At 64.5% G+C, this 22061-nt stretch carries 21 protein-coding genes, 1 tRNA gene and 1 riboswitch; of the genes, 15 read left to right on the forward strand and 7 right to left on the reverse strand.

Translation table 11 applies throughout. The features are described 5' to 3' along the window. Positions 1 to 33: 33 nt before the first annotated feature. Genes FY036_RS23515 through FY036_RS23530 form a run of 4 tightly spaced genes read left to right on the forward strand, consistent with a single transcriptional unit; the run spans position 34 to position 2631 of the window. Positions 34 to 1209 (forward strand): iron-containing alcohol dehydrogenase, encoded by a 1176-nt coding sequence (locus tag FY036_RS23515; protein ID WP_148917111.1) that lies wholly within the window; start codon positions 34 to 36, stop codon positions 1207 to 1209. After that, a complete protein-coding gene (locus FY036_RS23520; protein WP_148917112.1) occupies positions 1203 to 1643 on the forward strand; it encodes an acyl-CoA thioesterase in 441 nt (146 codons plus the stop codon). Before FY036_RS23515 ends, FY036_RS23520 begins: the two co-directional genes overlap by 7 nt. After that, positions 1640 to 1846 carry a SlyX family protein gene (locus FY036_RS23525; RefSeq protein WP_148917113.1) on the forward strand — a complete coding sequence of 69 codons (207 nt, stop codon included), beginning with the start codon at positions 1640 to 1642 and terminating at the stop codon, positions 1844 to 1846. Before FY036_RS23520 ends, FY036_RS23525 begins: the two co-directional genes overlap by 4 nt. A gap of 23 nt (positions 1847 to 1869) precedes the next feature. Then, positions 1870 to 2631 (forward strand): anti-sigma factor, encoded by a 762-nt coding sequence (locus FY036_RS23530; RefSeq protein WP_161601191.1) that lies wholly within the window; start codon positions 1870 to 1872, stop codon positions 2629 to 2631. Here the strand turns inward: FY036_RS23530 and FY036_RS23535 are convergent. The 4 genes from FY036_RS23535 to FY036_RS23550 all read right to left on the reverse strand — a co-directional run bounded on the left by FY036_RS23535 (position 2615) and on the right by FY036_RS23550 (position 6151). Further along, complete coding sequence (locus FY036_RS23535) at positions 2615 to 3808, reverse strand: MFS transporter (protein WP_161601192.1); 1194 nt, start codon at positions 3806 to 3808, stop codon at positions 2615 to 2617. The genes FY036_RS23530 and FY036_RS23535 overlap by 17 nt on opposite strands. 113 nt (positions 3809 to 3921) lie before the next feature. After that, positions 3922 to 4917 carry a BMP family lipoprotein gene (locus FY036_RS23540; RefSeq protein ID WP_148917116.1) on the reverse strand — a complete coding sequence of 332 codons (996 nt, stop codon included), beginning with the start codon at positions 4915 to 4917 and terminating at the stop codon, positions 3922 to 3924. A gap of 210 nt (positions 4918 to 5127) precedes the next feature. Continuing rightward, complete coding sequence (gene msrA / locus FY036_RS23545) at positions 5128 to 5793, reverse strand: peptide-methionine (S)-S-oxide reductase MsrA (RefSeq protein ID WP_148917117.1); 666 nt, start codon at positions 5791 to 5793, stop codon at positions 5128 to 5130. 31 nt (positions 5794 to 5824) lie between these two features. Continuing rightward, positions 5825 to 6151, reverse strand: coding sequence for a hypothetical protein (locus FY036_RS23550; RefSeq protein WP_148917118.1), 327 nt, complete (start codon positions 6149 to 6151; stop codon positions 5825 to 5827). Between the two features lie 225 nt (positions 6152 to 6376). Between FY036_RS23550 and FY036_RS23555 the strand changes: the two genes are divergently transcribed. The 3 genes from FY036_RS23555 to FY036_RS23565 all read left to right on the forward strand — a co-directional run bounded on the left by FY036_RS23555 (position 6377) and on the right by FY036_RS23565 (position 11070). Next, a tRNA-Ser gene (locus FY036_RS23555) sits at positions 6377 to 6466 on the forward strand. Positions 6467 to 6581: 115 nt separating this feature from the next. Beyond that, positions 6582 to 6780, forward strand: a riboswitch (cobalamin riboswitch). Positions 6781 to 6889: 109 nt separating this feature from the next. Next, positions 6890 to 9769, forward strand: coding sequence for a ribonucleoside-diphosphate reductase subunit alpha (locus FY036_RS23560; RefSeq protein ID WP_148917177.1), 2880 nt, complete (start codon positions 6890 to 6892; stop codon positions 9767 to 9769). Between the two features lie 182 nt (positions 9770 to 9951). Beyond that, a complete protein-coding gene (locus FY036_RS23565; RefSeq protein ID WP_148917119.1) occupies positions 9952 to 11070 on the forward strand; it encodes a ribonucleotide-diphosphate reductase subunit beta in 1119 nt (372 codons plus the stop codon). A 55-nt stretch (positions 11071 to 11125) separates the two neighbouring features. Here FY036_RS23565 and FY036_RS23570 read toward each other — a convergent pair whose 3' ends face one another. From FY036_RS23570 to FY036_RS23580, 3 genes are all read right to left on the reverse strand, one after another. Next, on the reverse strand, positions 11126 to 12505 hold the full coding sequence (locus FY036_RS23570; protein WP_148917120.1) for an aspartate aminotransferase family protein: 1380 nt from the start codon (positions 12503 to 12505) through the stop codon (positions 11126 to 11128). Positions 12506 to 12521: 16 nt separating this feature from the next. Next, positions 12522 to 14015 (reverse strand): NAD-dependent succinate-semialdehyde dehydrogenase, encoded by a 1494-nt coding sequence (locus tag FY036_RS23575; RefSeq protein WP_148917121.1) that lies wholly within the window; start codon positions 14013 to 14015, stop codon positions 12522 to 12524. A 120-nt stretch (positions 14016 to 14135) separates the two neighbouring features. Continuing rightward, complete coding sequence (locus tag FY036_RS23580) at positions 14136 to 14633, reverse strand: Lrp/AsnC family transcriptional regulator (protein WP_148917122.1); 498 nt, start codon at positions 14631 to 14633, stop codon at positions 14136 to 14138. An 81-nt stretch (positions 14634 to 14714) separates the two neighbouring features. On the opposite strand from FY036_RS23580, the gene ehuR reads away from it, so the two are divergent. From ehuR to eutC, 8 genes are all read left to right on the forward strand, one after another. Continuing rightward, positions 14715 to 16100: a MocR-like ectoine utilization transcription factor EhuR gene (gene ehuR / locus FY036_RS23585; RefSeq protein ID WP_148917123.1), complete on the forward strand. Its 1386-nt coding sequence runs from the start codon at positions 14715 to 14717 to the stop codon at positions 16098 to 16100. 119 nt (positions 16101 to 16219) lie between these two features. Continuing rightward, on the forward strand, positions 16220 to 17008 hold the full coding sequence (ehuA, locus tag FY036_RS23590; RefSeq protein ID WP_148917124.1) for an ectoine/hydroxyectoine ABC transporter ATP-binding protein EhuA: 789 nt from the start codon (positions 16220 to 16222) through the stop codon (positions 17006 to 17008). A 46-nt stretch (positions 17009 to 17054) separates the two neighbouring features. Continuing rightward, the gene (ehuB, locus tag FY036_RS23595) at positions 17055 to 17900 is read left to right on the forward strand and encodes an ectoine/hydroxyectoine ABC transporter substrate-binding protein EhuB (RefSeq protein WP_148917125.1); all 846 of its coding nucleotides are present in this window, start codon (positions 17055 to 17057) and stop codon (positions 17898 to 17900) included. A gap of 63 nt (positions 17901 to 17963) precedes the next feature. Next, positions 17964 to 18623: an ectoine/hydroxyectoine ABC transporter permease subunit EhuC gene (ehuC, locus tag FY036_RS23600; RefSeq protein ID WP_148917126.1), complete on the forward strand. Its 660-nt coding sequence runs from the start codon at positions 17964 to 17966 to the stop codon at positions 18621 to 18623. After that, positions 18623 to 19282, forward strand: a complete 660-nt coding sequence (gene ehuD, locus FY036_RS23605) for an ectoine/hydroxyectoine ABC transporter permease subunit EhuD (protein WP_148917178.1) — start codon at positions 18623 to 18625, stop codon at positions 19280 to 19282. Before ehuC ends, ehuD begins: the two co-directional genes overlap by 1 nt. A 1-nt stretch (position 19283) precedes the next feature. Then, positions 19284 to 20051 carry an ectoine utilization protein EutA gene (eutA, locus tag FY036_RS23610; RefSeq protein WP_148917127.1) on the forward strand — a complete coding sequence of 256 codons (768 nt, stop codon included), beginning with the start codon at positions 19284 to 19286 and terminating at the stop codon, positions 20049 to 20051. A gap of 30 nt (positions 20052 to 20081) precedes the next feature. Continuing rightward, positions 20082 to 21071 carry a hydroxyectoine utilization dehydratase EutB gene (gene eutB / locus FY036_RS23615; protein ID WP_148917128.1) on the forward strand — a complete coding sequence of 330 codons (990 nt, stop codon included), beginning with the start codon at positions 20082 to 20084 and terminating at the stop codon, positions 21069 to 21071. Then, positions 21068 to 22060, forward strand: a complete 993-nt coding sequence (eutC, locus tag FY036_RS23620) for an ectoine utilization protein EutC (protein WP_148917129.1) — start codon at positions 21068 to 21070, stop codon at positions 22058 to 22060. The genes eutB and eutC overlap by 4 nt, the downstream gene beginning before the upstream one ends. The last annotated feature ends 1 nt before the right edge of the window (position 22061 follow it).

A 22061-nucleotide genomic window follows, 5' to 3' on the forward strand; every position in this document is an offset into this window, starting at 1 on the left:
ACAAATGCGCGCGCGCTTGTCAATTTCGCCGCCATGAAAACACAGGCTTTTGCTCCCTTCGCGTTCAATACGACCCCGTCGGTGGTCTTCGAGCCGGGCGCGACCAAGCGTCTCGGCACGATTGCGGGGAAAAGGCTCGGCGCGAACGTGCTGTTCGTGACCGATCCGGGGCTTCGAAGGCTGGGCCTATGCGACCGGGCGCTTGCGTCGCTGGAGGCGTCCGGCATCATCGCCACAGTGTTCGACGAGGTGGAGGCGGACCCTTCCCGCTCGACGCTGATGAAGGCGGTGGAAGCCGGCCGCGCAGCAAGTGTGACAGGCGTGATCGGCTTCGGCGGCGGCTCGTCGCTCGACGTGGGCAAGCTTGCGGCGCTGCTCATCGGGTCGGGCGAGGATCTGGACGAAGCGTGGGGCGTGGCGCAGGCCAAGGGGCCGCGTCTGCCGCTGGTTCTGGTACCCACCACGGCCGGCACGGGCTCAGAGGTGACGCCAGTCTCCATCATCACCGTGGGCGAGGAAGAAAAGCGCGGCGTGTCGAGCCCGGTGATCCTGCCCGATCTGGCGGTGCTGGATGCGGAACTCACGCTCGGCCTGCCGCCCTCCATCACGGCAGCAACCGGCATCGACGCGATGGTGCACGCGATCGAGGCATACGCATCGAAGAATGCAAACAACAATCCGCTGTCGAGGATGCTGGCAAGACAGGCGCTGCAACTGCTGGGCGCCAACATTGAGACGGCCGTATCGGACGGGCGGAACATGGAAGCGCGCGGCGCGATGCTGCTTGGCTCTATGCTGGCGGGACAGGCCTTCGCCAATTCGCCGGTGGCGGCCGTTCATGCGCTTGCCTATCCCATCGGTGGCACGTTTCACATCCCGCATGGCCTTTCCAATGCGCTGGTGCTGCCGCATGTGCTGCGCTTCAACGCGCCCGACGCAGCACACCTCTATGCCGAGATCGCCGCCGACGCCTTCCCGCATCTGGAGCGGGAAGAGAGCGTGCAGGGGCGCTGTGCGGCGTTCATCGAGGAAATGGCGGCCCTGTCCGCGCGCGTCGGCCTGCAACCGCGCCTGCGCGATGTCGGCATCGGCGAGGACGCGCTGGCCAAGATGGCGACCGATGCGATGAAGCAGCAGCGCCTGCTGGTCAACAACCCGCGCGAGGTGGGCGAGGCCGATGCGCTCGCGATCTACAGGGCCGCATGGTGAACGACCGCGCAACCCCATCGGCCCGCGAGGGCTATCGCGCGTTCCGCACCATCGCGACGCGTTGGATGGACAACGACGCCTACGGCCACATGAACAACGTGGTCCATTACTCGCTGTTCGACACCGCAGTGAACGGTTGGCTGATCGAGCAGGGCGTGCTCGACATCCATCGGGGCGACCAGATCGGCCTTGTGGTCGAGACCGGTTGCCGCTACTTCGCGGAGATGGCGTTTCCAGACGTCGTAACCGCCGGCATTCGCGTCGCCAGGCTGGGTACGTCCTCGGTGCGCTACGAGGTCGGGCTGTTTCGCAATGACGAGAAAACCGCGGCAGCCGAAGGCTTCTTCATCCATGTCTATGTAGACAGCGAAACCAGAAAGCCGAAGCCGCTGGGCGCAAAGCTGCGCAGCGCATTGGAAGGCATCGCCGCATGAGTGACGACGCACGCATCGTGCAACTGGAGATGCTTGCTGCCGAGCAGGAAAAGACCATTGCCGAGCTGTCCGAGCAGATCGCCGAGCAATGGAAGACCATGGAAAGAATGCAGCGCAAGCTCGATGCACTGACAACGCGGTTTCTGGCGCTGGAGGAGCAGTCGGCGCCCGACGTGCCGGTAACGAAACCGCCGCACTGGTAACGTGGCGCAGGGGAGTGGAAGCGATGAGCTTCAAGGATCGCATGGCGCGCGCGGAAGACTACGTCTTCGGACTGATGGACGAGCACGAGCGCGCACGCGCCGAGCGCGACATGGAGGTGGATGCCGAGTTTCGCGACTGCGTGATGGTGCTTGGCGAAAGGCTGCGCAAGCTGCACCGCGCCAAGGGGCCGATGCCCATGTCCGACGACACGTGGGACGAGATCACGGCGCGCATCTCCGACATGCCCCAGATGGGCCGAAAGGAGGTCGCGGCACGCATGGCCGCGATGGGCGTGCCTTCGCCCGACGACGACCGGAAGGGCCTGTTGCGCATCAAGCGGCCGGGCGCGCACCAGTTTGCCGGATGGCGGGGAACCGTGGTGGCAGGTGCGCTGGTTGCGGCCATGGTCGTCGGCTATCTCGCCGGGCAGGCTTCCGCACCGGCACCGCAACCCGTAGCCGTCACGCTGCTGCAGGACGAGAACGGCGCGCGCAGCGCGATGCTAGAAACCTACGGCAACTACTCGCTGCGCTTCCTGCCGCTGAGCGCACTGGACGTTCCCGCCGGCAAGGTGCTGCAACTGTGGACATGGCGCAACGGCGCGCCGGCCCCGCTGGGCACATTCGACGGATCGAGCGAAATCACCTTTCAGGGGCCCGAGCTTCCGGCCGCCGTGGCTGGTCAGGTGTACGAAATCACGCTGGAATATGCGCCGGGATCAACGACCGGGCAGCCCGCCGGCGTCACGCTGCTGAGCGGCGAGGCGATCACCCCGCCGCGCTGAGGGTGCGGCGTCCCGCAATCGGCAGCATGCAGGCCAGGCCGACCAGCGCGGTAGCCGCCAGGAACCAGCCGAAACCCGCCCAGCCGAAGCTCTCGGCAACGGCGGCGGCAAGTGGCGGGCCGAAAACCGTGCCGATGCCGCCTGCCTGAGCGACAAGGCCGAACGCGACCGACACCGAGCCGCCGCGCGGGGTCAGAAAGGGGATCGCGGCAAACTGCGCCGAGGCCACCAGCGCGCCCGAGATGGCGAGCAGCAGCGCGCTGAGGGTCGCCAGAAGCGGACTTGCCAGCGTGAAAGCCGGCACCGCCGTCAGCGCGCTGATCGCAAAACCGAAGATCGCAAGCCGAGCCATCTGCGCCGGCCCCTTGCCGCGCACCAGCACACTCGCCGCCACGTTGCCGAGCGGTACCGACAGCGCCACCGCGCCCGCCGAAACAAGGTAGTGCGCGCCCTCGCCCGCCACGAAGGACGGCAGGAAGGTGAACATGGATACCGACAGGACGACGAAGGCGCCAAACGAGACCGCCAGCAGCACCACCTCACGCGACAGCGTCTGCCTGATGCCGCCGGCGGCACCGGCCGAAACGTTGAGGTCGAAGCCGCGCAGCAGGATGAGAGCGGCCGTCGCGAAGACGGCGAACACCAGCACGATGGTCAGAAGGAAGCCCGGAGGCGTCGCTGCGGGCAGCATCGAGGCGGCGAGAAAATCGGACGTGGCGAAGCCGAGCGGCACGAAGCCGGACCAGATCGCCAGAACCGGGCCTTTCCAGTTGACGGGCGAGATCGCGTTGAGTGCTGCCGGGAGCCCGACGCACAGCGCCAGATAGCCAATGGCCTCGACCAGCCGGGCGGCGAAGATGGCAGCCGGCGACGCGGAAGCCGACAGCGCAATGCCACCGATGGCGAGCGCCACGGCGCCGATCTGGATAGAGCGCGCAAGGCCCAGCCTATCGATCGCCCAGCCGGCCGGAAGTGCGGCGACCGCAATGAAGATACCGAGGATCGCGGCCAGCCAGCCGGATGCCACCAGCGAAAGGCCCAGCTCGGCCTGATACCACGGTATCAGCGGCGCGATCTTGCCGAGTTGCGCGCCGGTGAGCACACCGGCGAGCAGGATCAGGACGATCGCGGCGAGGCGCGCGGAGCGGTCGGGTATGGCGGCAGAATCAGCGGTCATGGCGCGGACCATAAATCAACTTGCGTGGCAGCACAGCCGGTCGACCCGAACGCCATGCGCCAAAGAAAAACCGCCGGGCAATGCCCGGCGGTTCGATCCAATGTCGCTGCCTATCAGTAGGGGCAGGAATTGTCGCTCATGAAGTCGTGGACCTCGATCTCACCCGCGATGATCTTCGCCTTGGCCTCTTCGACCGCAGCCTTCATCTCTTCGGTGATGAGCGATTCATTGTTTTCGTCCACCGCGTAGCCCACGCCGTCCTCGGCCAGGCCGAGTACGTTGAAGCCGGGCGTGAACTCGCCATTCTTCGCGTCGGTGAAGGCGTTGTAGACGGCGACGTCCACGCGCTTGAGCATCGAGGTCAGAACGGAGCCGGGGTGCAGGCCGTTCTGGTTGGAATCGACGCCGATGCCGAGCTTGCCTGCGTCGGCAGCAGCCTGAAGGACACCAACGCCCGTGCCGCCGGCTGCGTGATAGACGACGTCTGCACCCTGGTCGATCTGCGAGCGTGTGATTTCGCCACCGCGTGTCGGATCGTTCCATGCAGCCGGCGTATCGCCGGTGTAGTTGCGGATGACGGTCGCCTCGGGGTTGGTTTCCATCACGCCCGATGCGTAGCCGCACTCGAACTTGCCGATCAGCGGGATCTGCATGCCGCCGACGAAGCCGACGGTGCCGGTTTCGGACGCCATCGCGGCCAGCACGCCCACGAGGTAGGAGCCTTCCTGCTCCTTGTAGACGACCGAGCGAACGTTCGGCTTGTCGACGACCATGTCGATGATGGCGAAGTTGGTCTCCGGGAACTCCTCGGCCACGACCTCGAGGGCGGACGCCCAGGAGAAGCCGGCCATGACGATCGGGTTGCGGCCATCCTCTGCAAAGCGGCGCAGCGCCTGCTCACGCTGGGCGTCGTTGGAAATCTCGAACTCGACATATTCGATGCCGGTTTCGTTCTTGAACTGCTCGGCGCCGTTGAAGGAGGCCTCGTTGAACGACTTGTCGAACTTGCCGCCGAGGTCGAAAAGGAGACCCGGCTTGATATCTTCCTGCGCGAAGGCCGTAGCGGTCATCGCGGTGGCGGCCAGAAGGCCGAGAACAAAACGCTTCATGTGATCCACACCCTGTCGGTTGCTTTTTGGTTTGGCAACGAAGGTCTGCAGCCGCCGTGGAAGCCGCCGAGCCCCGTCCGGCAGGGGTTTGAGCCCCCGCTCAGATTTCACTGTTGCACGGGCGAAGGGAAAATTCACGCGGAATTTTGACCCTTTGGAAAACATGGACAGCCCGGCGCCGGACGGGGCGAACAGCTCCGCCGGTCAGGCCTATGCCGATGCGGATGCCGGCACTGCACATGCGACGCCGGTTCCCTTCAGCCCGCAATAGCCGAACGGGTTCTTGGCGAGATATTGCTGGTGCTCGGCCTCGGCGAAGTAGAACTGGGCCGCCGGCGCGATCTCGGTGGTGATGCGCGAGCGGCCAGCCGCACCCAGCGCCGCCTCGTAGGCTTCCTTCGAGGCCAGCGCCTCGGCAAGCTGCGCATCGGAGGTGGTGTAAATCGCGGAGCGGTAGGTCGTGCCGACATCGTTGCCCTGCCGCATGCCCTGCGTAGGATCGTGGCTTTCCCAGAAAATGCGCAGCAACTCGCCGTAGGACACTTCCCGTGGATCGTAGACGACGAGCACCATCTCGGCATGGCCGGTCAGGCCGGTGCAGGTTTCCTGATAGGTCGGGTTGGGCGTGACCCCGCCCTGATAGCCGACGGCCGTTACCCACACGCCCGGCGTCTCCCAGAAAAGTCTTTCCGCCCCCCAGAAGCAGCCCATGCCGAAATAAGCCGCCTCCAGCCCGTCCGGGTAGGGGCCGAGCAGCGGGCGCTTCGATACGTGGTGCTTCGTGGCAGTCGGTATCGGCCGGTCGCGTCCGGGCAGCGCCTCCTGCGGCGTGGGCAGTTTCAGCTTCTTGTTCAGCATGTCGCTCAGAAAGAACATGTCGTCTCTCCTTCCGCCCTTCCGGGCCGTTTCAGCGCTGCACGGCGAACCGGTTTTCCCGGCGCGAGGGCCTGCGCCCTGCGAGGTAAAACAGCAGGGCCAGCGCGCCGAACACCGCGAAGCCGGGCAGCGTCAGTATCCCGTCGATTACCGTGTCCTGTACGAAAGCGGGCAGACGCTCGCTCACCGACTGCTCGAAACTCTGAAGCGTCGTCGGCGACGTCGTCGCCCAGGACGCCCACAGAGGCGTCGCCACGATCGAATTGGCCGCGATGGACCGCGTCGCGTCCAGCACCGCCATGATGACGGCAACCGCTAGCAGGACCATGGAAAGCAGGCGCAGCAGGGCTCTGAACATGCAAGGCTCGACCATTGGCCCGATCCGGCACGGCAGCGGGCTTCTTGTCCCATCAGATAGGCATCCCGGGGCCGCTTGGCAATCACCCGGTGGGCCCATGACGCGTCCGCTGCGGACAACCCCGTGTGATGAAGCAACGAAAGAGTGCTTTGACGGCTTGGCATTCCGCCGAGGATCGACTAGATGAGCGCCATCGACCGCCCCGCACCTGCGGGGACGTGCTGCGGAGAGGTGGCCGAGTGGTTGAAGGCGCACGCCTGGAACGCGTGTATACGGGAAACCGTATCGAGGGTTCGAATCCCTCTCTCTCCGCCATTTGATTGCTGCCCAGCCGTCCTTCGCGCGTCCCGAAAAATCCCACCCAATTTCTTGGGCTGTGGGAGAGCGCTTTTCCCAACCACATCCATTTGACATTCAGATCGATCGGCATACTAGATGTAGTCGTCATGGTCTTCCGAGTCGGGTTCGGCGAGGAGGCTAAGAGGGAAGCCGGTGCGACACCGGCGCTGCCCCCGCAACTGTAAGCAGTGAGCTTGAGTCGAGTGACGCCACTGATGCTTCAGCATCGGGAAGGCCGACGAAAGCGGCGACCTGCGAGCCAGGAGACCTGCCGTGACGCGACATGAACGAACCTCGGGCGGGGTGTCCCGAAGGTGCGCTTGACTGGCGTGGCGGCCCTGCCGTCACGCGTCGGCATGCGTCCCTCGCAATCCCCGTCCACAACGCCACGGGGACATGATGCCTGCAACTTCCACCCACCCAGCCAGCGGGGCCGCAACGGCTCCGTTTTCGATCGACCTGCGGGAAGCCGCGCCTACACAGCCGGGCTATCGCGTCATACGCCGCAACGGCGCGGTCACGCCGTTCGATGCGACCAAGATCACGGTTGCGTTGACCAAGGCGTTCCTGGCCGTCGAGGGCTCGACCGCGGCAGGCTCGCGGCGTGTGCACGATGTGGTGGAGGATCTTGCCGAGCAGGTTTTCTCCGCCCTCACCCGCCGGGTCGGCGAGGGCCGCCTCTTCCATATAGAGGATGTGCAGGACCAGGTGGAACTCGCGCTGATGCGCGGCGAGCACCACAAGGTCGCGCGTGCCTATGTGCTCTACCGCGAGGAACGCGCCCGCGAGCGCTCGGCGGAGAAGGCGGCGGCGGCTGAACCCGCCCTGCCATCGCTGCGTGTGAAGGCCGAGGACGGGACGCTTCTGCCGCTGGACGAGCTGCGTCTGGCGCGCATTGTGGAGGAAGCCTGCGAGGGGCTGGACGCAGTTTCGGCCGCTCCGATCGTCACGGAGGCGAAGCGAAACCTCTATGACGGCATCACGCTGGACGAGCTTTCGCTTGCGTCGATCCTGGCGGCGCGCACGCTGGTGGAGCAGGAGCCGAACTATACCTACGTTTCCGCGCGCCTGCTGATGGACCGGCTGCGCCGCGAGGCGTTGTCGTTCGTCTCGGGCCGCTCCGAACAGGCAACGCAGGCGGATATGAGCGCGCGCTATGCGAGCTACTTCCCCGATTTCGTGAAAACCGGCATAGATGCCGAACTGATCGATCCCGAGTTGGCGCGGTTCGACCTTGCGCGGCTGGGTGCGGCGCTGAAGCCGGAACGCGACCTGAACTTCCAGTATCTCGGCCTCCAGACACTCTACGACCGGTATTTCCTGCACACGAAAGGCAAGCGTTTCGAGCTGCCGCAGGCGTTCTTCATGCGCGTTGCTATGGGGCTGGCGATCCGCGAGATCGACCGCGAAGCACGCGCCATCGAGTTCTACGACCTGCTTTCGTCGTTCGACTTCATGGCTTCGACACCGACGCTGTTCAACTCGGGCACGACGCGGCCGCAGCTTTCCTCATGCTTCCTGACGACGATCGGCGACGACCTCGACGCCATCTTCAAGGGCGTGAAGGACAACGCGCTGCTGGCGAAATATTCCGGCGGGCTCGGCAACGACTGGACACCGGTGCGCGGTCTCGGCGCCCACATCAATGGCACCAACGGCGAGAGCCAGGGCGTGGTGCCGTTCCTGAAGGTCGCCAACGACACGGCCATTGCCGTCAACCAGGGCGGCAAGCGCAAGGGCGCGGTCTGCGCCTATCTGGAGACGTGGCACGTCGATATCGAGGAATTCCTCGACCTGCGCAAAAACACCGGCGACGACCGCCGTCGCACCCACGACATGAACACCGCCAACTGGGTGCCGGACCTGTTCATGGAGCGTGTGGAAAGCGACGGCGAGTGGACGCTGTTTTCGCCCGACGAGACGCCTGAGCTGCACGACCTCTACGGCAAGGCTTTCAGGGCGGCTTACGAGGCTTATGAAGCAAAGGCGGCTTCCGGCGGGCTGAAGGTGTTCCGCAAGGTTCGCGCGCTCGATTTGTGGCGCAAGATGCTGACCATGCTGTTCGAGACCGGGCATCCGTGGGTCACCTTCAAGGACCCGTGCAACATCCGCTCGCCGCAGGGACACATCGGCGTGGTGCATTCGTCGAACCTGTGCACCGAGATCACGCTCAACACCTCGCGGGACGAAGTGGCGGTGTGCAATCTCGGCTCCGTCAATCTTCTGAACCATATCAGCGAAAACGGCCTCGATCTCGACCGGCTGGCGAGGACCGTCGGCACCGCGATGCGGATGCTGGACAACGTCATCGACATCAATTTCTACACGATCCCCGAAGCACGCAATTCGAACCTCAAGCACAGGCCGGTCGGCCTCGGGCTGATGGGCTTCCAGGATGCCTTGCAGAAGCTGCGCATCGCCTATGCTTCGGATGCAGCGGTGGAATTTGCCGACCGCTCGATGGAGGCGATCAGCTACCATGCGATCTCTGCCTCGGTGGAACTCGCCGCCGAGCGTGGACGCTATGCCAGCTTCGAGGGCTCGCTGTGGTCGAAGGGCATTCTGCCGATCGACTCGATCAAGCTGCTGGAGGACGCGCGGCCGGGTGTCGAGATGGATGCAGGCTCGACCCTCGACTGGGACGCCTTGCGCAAACGGGTGAAGAAAACCGGCATGCGCAACTCCAACACGATGGCGATCGCGCCGACGGCGACCATCTCCAATATCTGCGGCGTGTCGCAGTCTATCGAGCCCGGCTACCAGAACCTGTTCGTCAAATCGAACATGTCGGGCGACTTTACCGTGGTGAACGCTCAGCTGGTTCACGACCTGAAGCAGCGCGGCTTGTGGGACGAGGTAATGGTGTCGGATCTGAAATATTTCGACGGCTCCGTCGGCCAGATCGACCGTATTCCCGACGATTTGAAGGCGATCTATGCGACCGCGTTCGAGATCGACTCAGCCTGGCTGATCGAGGCCGCATCGCGCCGGCAGAAATGGATCGACCAGGCGCAGTCGCTCAACCTCTACATCGCCAATCCGAGCGGCAGGAAGCTGGACGAACTCTATCGCTTCGCATGGAAGAAGGGTCTCAAGACGACCTACTACCTCCGCTCTCGCTCGGCCACGCATGTCGAGAAATCGACGCTGAAAGGCACGGACGGCAAGCTCAATGCCGTGTCTTCAACGGTGGCTGCGGCTCCCATCGCGATCAATCCCGATGCGGCGTGGGGCAAGGCCTGCGCCGTAGACGATCCCGAGTGCGAGGCCTGTCAGTAGGGCGGACGCCCTCGCCGCTACCTACCCCCCTACCCCTCCCCACAAGGGGGAGGGAGGCGGAAACGCCTCAGAATCTCCCCTTGAGAGGACGGGGTGGGTGTGGTGCCGATAACACACATTTCGCCATTTTCGGCGCTTGAGGCGGCCAACACGCCTCGGACACGATTTGAAGGAACAAAAAAATGCTCGACTGGTCAGAACCAAAGGCCGCTCCATCCATCCCACCGCTCGCCAACGTCCCTGAAACCGACGCCACCGGCCTCGGCGAGATCGAACGGGGTGCGGCGCGCGTGTCGGTGGACGACAAGCGCATGATCAATGCGCGCGCGGACGTGAACCAGCTGCTGCCGCTCAAATATCGCTGGGCGTGGGAAAAATATCTTTCCGGCTGCAACAATCACTGGATGCCGACCGAGGTGTCGATGCAGGCGGACATCGCGCTGTGGAAATCCAAAGACGGGCTGACCGAGGACGAGCGCCGGATGCTGAAGCGCAATCTCGGCTTCTTCGCCGCGTCGGAATCGCTGGTGGCGAACAACATCGTGCTGGCGATCTACCGCCATCTGACCAATCCGGAATGCCGGCAGTATCTGCTGCGTCAGGCGTTCGAGGAAGCGATCCACACGCACACCTTCCAGTACATCGTGGAAAGCCTGGCGCTGGACGAGGGCGAGTTGTTCAACATGTATCGGGAGGTGCCGTCGATCACCGACAAGGCGGCGTGGGCGCTGAAGCATACCCAGAACCTCGACAATCCGGACTTCAAGACCGGTACGCCGGAAGCCGACCAGTCGTTCCTGCGCGACCTCGTCGCGTTCTACGTCATCTTCGAGGGCATGTGGTTCTACACCGGCTTCGCGCAAATCCTGTCGCTCGGACGGCGCAACAAGATGGTCGGTATCGCCGAGCAGTACCAGTACATACTGCGCGATGAATCGATCCATCTGAACTTCGGCATCGACGTGATCAACCAGATCAAGATCGAGAACCCGCATCTGTGGACGAGGGCGTTCCAGGACGAGGTGCGCGGCATGATCGCCGACGCCGCCGAACTGGAAGCGGCCTACGGACGAGACACCATGCCGCGCGGTTTCCTCGGGCTCAATGCCGCGCTTTGCGAGCAGTACATGCACTTCATCGCCAACCGCCGCTGCGCACAACTCGGTCTCGCGCCGGTGTTTGCGGAGGTCGAAAACCCGTTCCCGTGGATGTCGGAGGCAATGGACCTGAAGAAGGAAAAGAACTTCTTCGAGACCCGCGTCATCGAATACCAGAACGGCGGCGCGCTGAGCTGGGACTAAACCGGTAGCAACGCAATGAGCGGCCCGCGCATCGATGCGGGCCGCCGACGCCGGCTTACAGCGATGCGAAGACGTGCTTCACGGCATCTGCGGTATGCTCCACCACGATGTCGGCTTCCTCGCGCGTCAGGCAGAGCGGAGGCGCGAAACCCAGAATATCGCCCTGCGGCATGGCGCGGCCGATGACGCCGCGCTCCAGCAGCGCGGCGGCGACCTGCGGGCCGATTTTGCGGGACGGGTCGAAGAATTGGCGGTCGTCCCTGTCCTCGACAAACTCGACCGCGGCCATCAAGCCGTCGCCACGCACATCGCCGACATTGGCGTGGCTGCCGACGGCATCCGCCAGCGCCTTGCGGAAATACGCACCCGTCTCGCCGGCGTTCGTCACGAGATCCAGCGTGTCGATGAGCTCGAGATTGGCGACGCCAGCCGCAGCGCAGATCGGATGGGCCGAATAGGTCCATCCATGGCCGAGCGCGCCGAGCTGGTCGGAACCCTGCACGAGCACCTGCCACACCCTGTCGGAGACGATCACGCCGGATAGTGGCGCGTAGGCCGAGGTGAGCCCCTTGGCGATTGTGATGAGGTCGGGCTGCATGCGGTAGTGATCCGAACCGAACATGGTGCCCAATCGGCCAAAGCCCGTGACCACCTCGTCGGCGACCAGAAGAACGTCGTACTTCTTCAATACGGCCTGGATCTTCTGCCAATAGCCCGCAGGCGGCGGCACGATGCCGCCAGTGCCCAGTATTGGCTCGCCGATGAATGCCGCGACCGTGTCCGGACCTTCCGCAAGGATCATTTCCTCGAGCTTGTCGGCGCAGTGCTGGGAAAACTGCTCTTCGCTCATCGAGCGGTCCGAGCGGCGGAAATAGTATGGGGCCTCGGTGTGCAGGATCGGCGCGCGAGGCAGGTCGAACGCGTTGTGAAACAGTTCGAGGCCCGTCAGCGAGCCGGTCATGACGCCCGAGCCGTGATAGCCCCGCCAGCGCGAAATGATCTTCTTCTTTTCCGGCCGGCCTAGAACGTTGTTGTAGTACCAAATCAGCTTGATGTTGGTCTCGTTGGCATCAGATCCCGAGAGGCCGAAATAGACCCGGCTCATGCCTTCAGGCGCGCGGTCGATAATCATCTTGGCGAGCGTGATCGAGGCCTCGGTGCCGTGGCCGACATAGGCGTGGTAGTAGGCCAGTTCCCGCGCCTGCTCCCCGATGGCATCCGCGATCTCCGTGCGGCCATATCCGACATTGACGCAGTAGAGACCGGCGAAGGCATCCAGGCTCTTTCGGCCGGACGTGTCGGTGATCCACACGCCTTCGCCGCCCGCGATCACGCGAGTCGGACTCTCGCCGCGCGCGTGCATACCCATATGCGTCGACGGGTGGAAGAAATGGTCGCGATCCCACGCGGTCAGTTCGTTGGAGCGGTCGAGCATCGTCGTTCTTCCTTCTTCAGGCTGCATCGAGGCAGAGATATTTGAGTTCGGTGAAGGCTTCGAGGCCGTGGCGCGCCCCTTCTCGGCCAAGCCCGGACTGCTTGACGCCACCGAACGGGATCGGCGCGCCGGTGATCTTGATGCGGTTGACGGCCACCATGCCGTAGTCCAGCGCGCGACCCATGCGAAACTGCCGCGCCCCGTTCTGGGTGACGACATAGGCGACGAGGCCGTATTCGGTAGCGTTCGCGCGGGTGACGACCTCGTCTTCGTTATCGAACGGCGCAACAGCGGCGACCGGACCGAATGTTTCCTCGCGCATGATGAGCGCTTCATCAGGAACGTCGGCAAGCAAGGTGGGACGATAGAAGCGCGGGCCGGCGGGGTGACAGCCACCGCCTGCAAGAAGCCGCGCGCCGCGCGCAAGGGCATCGGCCACCTGCTCTTCCACCTTGCTGACCGCGCGGTCATGCATCAGGGGGCCGATCTCCACCCCATCCTCGAGGCCGTGGCCGACCTTGAGTTCTTCGATGCGGGCTGCGAACGCCGCGCAGAACCGCTGGTAGAGGGCGCGTTGCACGTAGATGCGGTTGGCGGCGAGGCAATCCTGACCCGAGGTCGCGAACTTCGCGTCGATCGCGATCTCAACCGCCCGGTTGATGTCGGCATCGTCGAACACGATCAGCGGCGCATGGCCGCCCAGTTCCATCACCAGCCGCTTCATCGTCGGCGCGCATTGCGCAGCGATGAGCCGGCCGATCTCGGTTGAGCCCGTGAAGCTCATTGCCCGGACGCGCGCATCGTCACACAGGGTGCCGACGATGACTTTCGCATCGCCCGTGACGATGTTGAAGACACCGGCAGGCAGGCCAGCGCGCTCACCAAGCTCGGCAAGCGCCAGCGCGGAAAGCGGCGTCTCGGATGATGGGTGCGCCACCACTGTGCAGCCCGCAGCAAGGGCGGCCGCGGCCTTCCGCGTCAGCATGGCGGAGGGAAAGTTCCACGGTGTGACTAGGCCTACGACGCCCAGCGCCTCCCGCCGCACGATCATCTCCGCGCCCGGCAGGTGACTCGTGACGCTTTCGGCGTTCACGCGTTTGGCCTCCTCGGCATACCACTCGACGAAGGAGGCGGCGTAGTCGAACTCGCCCAGCGCCTCCTTCAGCGGCTTGCCCTGTTCCAGCGTCATCAGCAGTGCGAGATCGTCTTTCGCCGCGACGATCATGTCGAACCAGCGGCGCAGGATGGCCGAGCGTTGCTGGGGCAGTAGCCCGCGCCAACCTGCAAAGGCAGCCGCGGCCGCATCGACCGCGAGGGTCGTGTCGCTTTCGCCAAGCGACGCCACCCAGGCGATGGTTGCCCTAGTGGCAGGATCGGTCACCTCAAAGCTTTGTCCGGTCTCGCCGGCCTTCCAGTTTCCGCCGACATAGGCGAGTTCGCGAAGAAGCCTTCGGTCGGCGAGACCGTCGAGCGCGTCGTGACGAAGTGTGCGGGCAAGCTGGGCGGACATCGGGGCCTCGCGATTGAAGGATCAGCGAAGCGTAGGTCAGCCTTTCGAGAGATCGAGGCTGTTCCGGCGCCCCAAGAGAGACAATCTGTCTTTCCTCAAAGGCCGCGAGAGAGAGTTTCTCTATGCCGCATTTCCGGTGGGCAGCAGCGCATCCATGGGCAACGCCGGCTCGTCCTTCACGGTCCGCGTGACGATGTAGGTGAAGTAGCGGTCGATACCGATCTCGCGTTCCAGCAGTGCGTCGACGAAGCGCTGGTAGGCGTCGATGTCGCGCGCGACCACTTTGAGCATGTAATCGATACCCCCACCGACAGACCAGCAGGCCACCACTTCGGGGCTGGCGCGCACGGCACGCTCGAAGCGGTCGAAATCGGCCTGGCGATGGCTTGCGAGCGTCACCTCCATCAGCACGGTCGCGATCGGAGCGACCAGCCGCGGTTCGACGCGCGCGTGGTAGCCCGAGATGATGCCCGCCTTTTCAAGCCGGCGCAGCCGCATCCAGCACGGGGTGGGCGAGAGACCGACCCTTTCTGCCAGCGCCAGTTTGGTGATGCGCCCGTCGCGCTGGATCGCGTCCAGTATCCTGAGGTCGATCGGGTCGAGCTTGAGTGCCGTCATGGTCCGCGCGCTTTCATTTCCGCCACCATGACGGCGCGATTTCGATTGTCAATTGCACTGATTCTGTTCTCTAATGAAGTCATGACAATGTGGCGTCCAGATTCGTCTCTCATCCGAAGGCCCGCCTACCTTTCGCTCGCCGACCAGATCGCCCGCGCGATCCACGACGGACGCCTCCAGACCGGAGCGCGCCTGCCCACCCATCGGCGGCTTGCCGATGACCTGAAGCTTTCGGTGCAAACGGTGAGCCGCGCCTATGAGGAACTGATCCGCCGCGGCCTGATCGCCGGCGAGATCGGGCGGGGTACGTTCGTGCAGACGCAGCGGCCGGAACCGGACCCGCCCTATCTGCCCGAAAGGCTGGGCGAGGTGATCGATCTGTCGATCCTCAAGCCCGTGTGCGAGCCGATGCATCTCGACAAGATGAAGCAGGCGCTTGGCTGGCTGGCCGAGAACCTGCCGGCGAGTTCGGCGCTGTCCTTCCGGCCGAACGTCGTGTTCCCGCGCCACCGCGCGGCGGCGGTGGAATGGCTGCGGCTGTGCAGCCTGCAGGTCTCCGCGCTCAATGTGAGCGTCACCAATGGCGCCACCGCCGGCATGACGGTGGCGCTGATGGCCGCCGCGCCGCCCGGATCGACGGTGGCGACCGAGGCCATCGGCCACCATACGCTGGTGCCGCTGGCCACCTATCTCGGCTTCCATCTCCAAGGACTGCCTATCGACGCGGAAGGGCTGGTTCCCGAGGCGCTGGACGAGGCGTGCGTGCACGCCGACATCCGCGCCGTCTTCCTCCAGCCATCGGTCATCAACCCTACCGCGACGCTGATGAGCGAGGCGCGAAGGGCCGCACTGGTGGCGGTGGCGCGCAAGCACGATCTGGCCATCATCGAGAACGACGTGCTTGGTCCATTGATCGAGCATCGTCCGCCTCCAGTTGCCGCGCTGGCGCCGGAGCGTACGCTGTACGTCACCAGCTTCACCAAGATCACCGTGCCCGGCCTTCGGATCGGCTACCTTGCCGCGCCGGACCGCTTCGTCGCCTCGGTCGCCAACCGCCATCTCGTGTCCAACTGGATGGCGACGCCCATGGTGGCCGAGATCGCGACGCGCTGGGTGCAGGACGGCACGGCGCTCGAACTGGTCGAATGGCAGCGCGCTGCAATCCGCCGCCGCCATGCCATTGCAGCCGAAGTGCTGGGCGGTGTCGATTTCCGCTCGCATCCCGAGAGCCTGCATATCTGGTTGCCGCTGCCCGGCGGGCGGGCCGAGGATGGTTTCGTCTCGCAGGCAAGGCTCCAGGGGGTGGCGATCGCGCCCGGCGTATCATTCCGCACATCCGACGCACCATGGACGCCGGCCGTGCGCATCTCGCTGGGCTCCACCGACGAGGCGGAATTGAACGTCGGGCTTGGCGTGGTCGCGAAGCTTCTGCTTGCCGATCCCGAGCATCTGCTGCTCGCCATCTAGGCGGACATGCCCGTTAATTGTGCGGATTCGGGAATATTGTCATGATATTATTTTTCCAATTGACATGATTTCTGGCCTTCCTCATCGTAAGGGCAACTCCTGACGGACATGGGGAATGCATGGCTTCGCCCATCATCAAGATCGACGCGATCAGCAAGAGCTTCGGCGCGCTGAAGGTGCTGGACGACCTGTCGATGCAGGTGATGCCGGGTGAAAAGCTGGCGCTGATCGGCCCTTCCGGCTCGGGCAAGACCACCATCCTGCGCATCCTGATGACGCTGGAACGCATCGACGGCGGCCACATCGAGATCGATGGCGAGCAGCTTTACCACATGCAGAAGAACGGCGGCGAGCTGGTGCCGGCAGATGAACGGCATCTGGCGCGCATGCGGCGGAAGATCGGCATGGTCTTCCAGCTGTTCAACCTGTTTCCGCACAAATCCGTGCTCGACAACGTGACGCTCGCGCCCATGCTGACTCAGAAGATGCCGCGTGAGGCGGCCGAAAAGCGGGCCATGGAACTGCTCGACATGGTGGGCATGGCCGACAAGGCGAAGAATATGCCTTCTCAACTCTCCGGCGGCCAGAAGCAGCGCGTGGCGATCGCCCGCGCGCTGGCGCTCTCGCCGCGGATCATGCTGTTCGACGAGGTGACATCCGCGCTCGACCCGGAACTGGTCGAGGAAGTGCTCAACGTGATGCGCAGGCTGGCCGAAGAGACGGACATGACCATGCTGCTCGTCACGCATGAAATGGGCTTCGCGCACGACTTCGCCGACCGCGTGCTGTTCTTCGACCGCGGCCGCATCGTCGAAGAAGGCGCGCCCGACGACATTTTCCGCAATCCGAAGCAGGAGCGCACGCAAAGCTTCCTGCGGAAGATCATCGCGGCCGGACACCGGGTCTGACCGCGCCACGCACATAACGAACTCCAGAGGAACAGGGAGCAGGACAATGAGGAAGTTGATTGTTGCAGGACTGGCCGGCGCAGCAGCCATAGCCGCCATCGCGCTCGGCGCGCAGGCGCAGGACAACCCCAAGCTCGAGCAGTTGAAGGAACAGGGCTTTGCCCGCATCGCCATCGCCAACGAGCCACCTTTCACCGCGGTTGCGGCCGATGGCAAGGTTTCGGGCGCGGCGCCCGATGTCGCCCGCGTCATCTTCGAGCGTCTGGGCGTGCCGGAAGTCGTCGCCTCCATCTCCGAATACGGCGCGATGATCCCCGGCCTGCAAGCCCGGCGCCACGACGCGGTGACGGCTGGCCTGTTCATGCGGCCCGAGCGCTGCGCGGCCGTGGCCTATTCCGAGCCGGTGCTGTGCGATGCCGAGGCATTTCTGGTGAAGGCCGGAAACCCGAAGGGACTGAATACCTTCGCCGACATCGCCGCCCATGCAGACGCGACCATCGGAGCGCCGGGCGGCGGCACAGAGGAGAGGCTTGCGCTGGAAGCCGGCGTGCCGCGTGACCGCGTTGTCGTGGTGCCTGACGGACAGAGCGGCCTGCGCATGGTGCAGGACGGCCGCATCGACGTCTATTCGCTGCCGGTGCTTTCGATCAGCGACCTGGTTCGCCTCGCCAATGACGACAGCCTCGAGATGATCGCGCCCGTCTCCGACGCGCCGGTCTATTGCGACGGGGCGGCCTTCCGCAAGGGTGACGAGGCCCTGCGCGACGCCTTCGACGTCGAACTGGCGAAGTTGAAGGAATCGGGCGAGTTCGCCCAAATCATCGAGCCCTACGGCTTCTCGGCTGCGGCAGCGATGTCCACCTCGCGCGAGCAGCTCTGCGCGCAGGAGTAGGCGATCGGCCCCGCGCTTCATCATGAGGCGCGGGGCCGTCTTCGTGCGGGGAAACAGCAATCGATGATCGACTGGTCCGGATATATCGGCCTCATCCTGCAGGGCGCGCTGGTGACGATCCAGCTCACCATCATGGGATGCGCGCTGGCGCTGGCGATGGCCTTCATCGCCGGACTGGGCCGTCTTTCGCACCTTGCGCCGGTGCGCTGGCTGGCAACCGCCTATATCGAGTTCTTTCGTGGCACGTCGATATTCGTCCAGCTTTTCTGGGCCTATTTCGTGCTGCCTATCATGGGTTTCGACCTTTCGTCGTTACAGGCCGGGGTTCTGGCGCTGGGACTGAATGTCGGAGCATACGGCGCTGAGGTGGTGCGCGGTGCGGTACAGTCGATCGGCCGCGAGCAGTTCGAGGCGTGCGTGGCGCTGAACCTTTCGCGTTTCCAGACCATGCGCCACGTCATCCTGCCGCAAGCGCTGATCGTGATGCTGCCGACCTTCTGCAACAACGCCATCGAGCTTCTGAAGGCCACGGCAATCGTATCGCTGATCTCGCTGTCCGACATGACGTTCCAGGCGCAGGTTGTGCGCGCGCAGACCGGCAACACGCTCGTCCCGTTCACCACGATCCTCATCCTCTATTTCATGATGGCGATGACGATCTCCACCGCGATGCGCTGGCTCGAACGCCGGCTCGCACGCGGCCTCGACGGAGTGCGTTCGTGATGGAATGGGATTGGGAATTCGTCTGGAGCATCATGCCCACGATGATCGAGGGCGTGAAGATCACCATCCTCGCCACCATCCTGGGCTCGCTGGTCGCAGCCGTGGTGGGGCTGGTGATCGCACTGTTGCGCCGCTCGCCCAACTGGTTCATCTCGCGGCCGGTCGGCTTGTTCGCCGAGTTCATCCGCGGCACCCCGCTGCTGGTGCAGCTCTATTTCCTGTTCTACGTGCTTCCCGGCGCGGGCATATTGCTGTCGCCGCTGGTGGCCGGGGTGATCGGCCTTGGCCTGCACTACGGCACCTATACGGCTGAGGTCTATCGCGGCGGGATTGACAACGTGCCCCGCGGCCAGTGGGAGGCGGCGAAGGCCTGCAATCTCAACCCTACGCAGACATGGTTGCACGTGATCCTGCCGCAGGCGATCCCGCCGATGATCCCGGCGCTGGCGAACTATTTCATCGCCATGTTCAAGGAAACGCCGCTGCTTTCGGCAATCACCGTGCTGGAACTGATGAACCAGGCACGCAGCATCGCCAACACCAACTACCGCTATATCGAGCCGATGACGATGGTGGGTGTGTTCTTCCTCGTCATCTCCATCATCTCCGTCTTCGGCCTGCGGTGGCTGGAACGCCGATACGGCCGTGTGGAGCGCTGAGATGATAGACATCAGCCTTCGCGCCACGAAACCGACACTGGATGCGCGCCCGCTGGAAAAGCGCGTCGGCCTTATCATCCTTGCAACGGACCATACGAGCGAGGTGGACTTCGCCCGTATGGTCGCAAGCGAGCGCATCGGCGTCTATGTCGCGCGCGTCGCCTATGCCAACCCGACCACGCCTGACAATTTGCGCCGCATGCAGCCGTCGCTGAGCCAGGCTGCGGGCCTGATCCTGCCCGACGAGAGGCTGGATGCGATCTGCTATTCCTGCACGTCGGCCTCGGTGGTGATCGGCGACGAAGAGGTCGAACGTGCGATTGTCGCCGGCAAGCCGGGCGCTACGGTAGTGACGCCGCCGATGGCCGCCGTGCGCGGGCTGCGTGCGCTGGGCGCGAAACGGATCAGCGTGCTGACACCTTACACGGTCGAAACGAGCCGCCCGATGGCGGACTATTTCGCCGGCAAAGGCTTCGATATCTCCAGCTTTACATGTCTCGGTTTCGACGACGACCGCGAGATGGCGCGCATTCCGCCCGCATCGATCATCGACCTTGCGAAAGAGGCTACCGCAACGGACGCCGACGCCCTGTTTATTTCCTGCACGGCGCTGCGCGCCGCGATGGTGGCGGCCGACATCGAGACGGAGATCGCCCGGCCTGTCGTCACCAGCAACCAGGCGTCGGCGTGGATGTGCCTGCGACTTTGCGGCGACGAGACGCCACGGCCGGAATTCGGCCGGCTGATGACGCTGGGGGCGGGCAAGTAGCACCATGTCTATGTGTCCGGACGCTTCGCGATGACCGTCACCCTCCGAGAGATCAAAGCCGCGCGCGAGCGGATCGCAGGCAAGGTCGAGCAGACGCCGTGCGTGGTATCACCATCGCTGTCGCAGCTCTGCGGTGCGCCAGTGCATCTGAAGCTCGAACATCGTCAGACGACCGGCAGTTTCAAGCTGCGCGGCGCATCGAATGCCGTCGCGACGCTCAGCGACGACGAGAAGCGCCGCGGGGTCGTGGCGGCGTCAACGGGCAATCACGGACGCGCACTTGCCCACGCAGCAAGACTGGAAGGCATTTCCGCCACTATCTGCATGTCGCGGCTGGTGCCGCGCAACAAGCTGGACGAGATCGAGCGCCTGAGCGCCTCCATCCGCATCGTCGGAGACAGTCAGGACGACGCGCAAGTGGAGGTCGAGCGACTGGTGGCTGACGAGGGCATGACCAGGGTGCCTCCTTTCGACCACGCCGGGGTCATAGCGGGACAAGGCACGCTCGGGCTGGAAATTGGTGAGCAGGTACCGGATCTCGACACCGTTCTAGTGCCGCTTTCTGGCGGCGGGCTTGCTGCCGGTGTGGCCGCTGCGGTGAAGGGCATGCACCCGCGGGCAAAAATCATCGGCGTCACCATGGCCCAGGGCGCTGCGATGAAGGCGAGCCTTGACGCCGGCAGACCGGTACAGGTGCGCGAGGAGCCGACACTGGCGGATTCGCTTGGCGGCGGCATCGGCCTCGACAACAGCCTCACCTTCGCCATGTGCCGCGATCTGCTGGACGACGTGGTGCTGCTTTCCGAAGACGAGATCGCCGCCGGTGTCGTCCATGCCTATGAGCAGGAACGAGAGATCGTCGAAGGCGCCGGCGCGGTGGGGATCGGCGCGCTGCTCGCGGGCAAGGTGAAGCCTGCCGGGCCGATCGTGCTCATCCTTTCCGGCCGCAACATCGACATGAGCGTGCACCGGCGCGTTGTCTGCGGCCAGAGACCCTTTGCTGGGGAGCGGGCCGCATGAGCCGCATGACCATCCTGACCGAGGCGGAGTTGCGTCGTATCGTGCCGCTGGACCTCCAAGCTGTGGCCTGCGTTGAAAACGCTTTTGAAGCGCTGGCGACCAAGCCGGTCGCGATGCCGCCGATCCTGCGGCTCGACATTCCCGAGCATCGCGGCGAGGTCGACGTTAAGACGGCCTATGTTCCGGGGGTCGACGGGTTCGCGATCAAGATCAGCCCCGGCTTCTTCGACAATCCCCAGATCGGCCTGCCTAGCGTCAACGGCATGATGGTGCTGCTCTCGGCGAGGACCGGACTGGTGGAGGCGTTGCTGCTCGACAACGGCTACCTTACCGACGTGCGCACGGCAGCGGCCGGTGCGGTAGCGGCGAAACATCTGTCGCGGGCCGATTCCAGTGTCGCCGCGATCTTCGGCGCGGGCATGCAGGCGCGACTGCAGCTCAAGGCGCTTATGCTGGTGCGACCGATCCGCGAAGCCCGCATCTGGGCACGCGACTGGGTCAAGGCGGAGGCGTTGGCCGCAAAGCTGCGCGAGGAACTGGGCATTGTCGTGCGCGCGGAAAACGACGGTGCGAAAGCCGTCGCCGGCGCAGACATCATCGTCACCACCACGCCCAGCGAAACGCCGATCATAAAGGCTGATTGGCTGTCGGCCGGGCAGCACGTCACGGCGATGGGCTCCGACGCCGAGCACAAGAACGAGATCGACCCGAAGGCCATAGGCGCAGCCAGCCTCTATGTTGCCGACAGCCTAAAACAGACGCGCCTGCTGGGCGAACTGCATCACGCCATCAGTGCCGGGCACGTGAAGGCAGAGACGGAGTTTCCGGAGCTGGGCCAGATCGTTGCCCGAAAGAGGGCGGGACGCCGCTCGCCGTCTGCCATCACCATCTGCGACCTGACCGGCACCGGGGTTCAGGACACGGCCATCGCCACGCTTGCGCGCGACCGCGCAGCAGCCGCCCGCGCAGGCACGACATTTGAAAGCTGAT

Source organism: Neoaquamicrobium microcysteis (assembly GCF_008180155.1).
Classification (GTDB): domain Bacteria; phylum Pseudomonadota; class Alphaproteobacteria; order Rhizobiales; family Rhizobiaceae; genus Aerobium; species Aerobium microcysteis.

What these genes read in the sequence shown, in the direction of transcription:
- FY036_RS23515 (WP_148917111.1), top strand. Translation starts at nt 34, where the DNA reads ATGAAAACACAGGCTTTTGCTCCCTTCGCGTTCAATACGACCCCGTCG.
- FY036_RS23520 (WP_148917112.1), top strand. Translation starts at nt 1,203, where the DNA reads ATGGTGAACGACCGCGCAACCCCATCGGCCCGCGAGGGCTATCGCGCG.
- FY036_RS23525 (WP_148917113.1), top strand. Translation starts at nt 1,640, where the DNA reads ATGAGTGACGACGCACGCATCGTGCAACTGGAGATGCTTGCTGCCGAG.
- FY036_RS23530 (WP_161601191.1), top strand. Translation starts at nt 1,870, where the DNA reads ATGAGCTTCAAGGATCGCATGGCGCGCGCGGAAGACTACGTCTTCGGA.
- FY036_RS23535 (WP_161601192.1), bottom strand. Translation starts at nt 3,808, where the DNA reads ATGACCGCTGATTCTGCCGCCATACCCGACCGCTCCGCGCGCCTCGCC.
- FY036_RS23540 (WP_148917116.1), bottom strand. Translation starts at nt 4,917, where the DNA reads ATGAAGCGTTTTGTTCTCGGCCTTCTGGCCGCCACCGCGATGACCGCT.
- msrA (WP_148917117.1), bottom strand. Translation starts at nt 5,793, where the DNA reads ATGTTCTTTCTGAGCGACATGCTGAACAAGAAGCTGAAACTGCCCACG.
- FY036_RS23550 (WP_148917118.1), bottom strand. Translation starts at nt 6,151, where the DNA reads ATGTTCAGAGCCCTGCTGCGCCTGCTTTCCATGGTCCTGCTAGCGGTT.
- FY036_RS23560 (WP_148917177.1), top strand. Translation starts at nt 6,890, where the DNA reads ATGCCTGCAACTTCCACCCACCCAGCCAGCGGGGCCGCAACGGCTCCG.
- FY036_RS23565 (WP_148917119.1), top strand. Translation starts at nt 9,952, where the DNA reads ATGCTCGACTGGTCAGAACCAAAGGCCGCTCCATCCATCCCACCGCTC.
- FY036_RS23570 (WP_148917120.1), bottom strand. Translation starts at nt 12,505, where the DNA reads ATGCTCGACCGCTCCAACGAACTGACCGCGTGGGATCGCGACCATTTC.
- FY036_RS23575 (WP_148917121.1), bottom strand. Translation starts at nt 14,015, where the DNA reads ATGTCCGCCCAGCTTGCCCGCACACTTCGTCACGACGCGCTCGACGGT.
- FY036_RS23580 (WP_148917122.1), bottom strand. Translation starts at nt 14,633, where the DNA reads ATGACGGCACTCAAGCTCGACCCGATCGACCTCAGGATACTGGACGCG.
- ehuR (WP_148917123.1), top strand. Translation starts at nt 14,715, where the DNA reads ATGACAATGTGGCGTCCAGATTCGTCTCTCATCCGAAGGCCCGCCTAC.
- ehuA (WP_148917124.1), top strand. Translation starts at nt 16,220, where the DNA reads ATGGCTTCGCCCATCATCAAGATCGACGCGATCAGCAAGAGCTTCGGC.
- ehuB (WP_148917125.1), top strand. Translation starts at nt 17,055, where the DNA reads ATGAGGAAGTTGATTGTTGCAGGACTGGCCGGCGCAGCAGCCATAGCC.
- ehuC (WP_148917126.1), top strand. Translation starts at nt 17,964, where the DNA reads ATGATCGACTGGTCCGGATATATCGGCCTCATCCTGCAGGGCGCGCTG.
- ehuD (WP_148917178.1), top strand. Translation starts at nt 18,623, where the DNA reads ATGGAATGGGATTGGGAATTCGTCTGGAGCATCATGCCCACGATGATC.
- eutA (WP_148917127.1), top strand. Translation starts at nt 19,284, where the DNA reads ATGATAGACATCAGCCTTCGCGCCACGAAACCGACACTGGATGCGCGC.
- eutB (WP_148917128.1), top strand. Translation starts at nt 20,082, where the DNA reads ATGACCGTCACCCTCCGAGAGATCAAAGCCGCGCGCGAGCGGATCGCA.
- eutC (WP_148917129.1), top strand. Translation starts at nt 21,068, where the DNA reads ATGAGCCGCATGACCATCCTGACCGAGGCGGAGTTGCGTCGTATCGTG.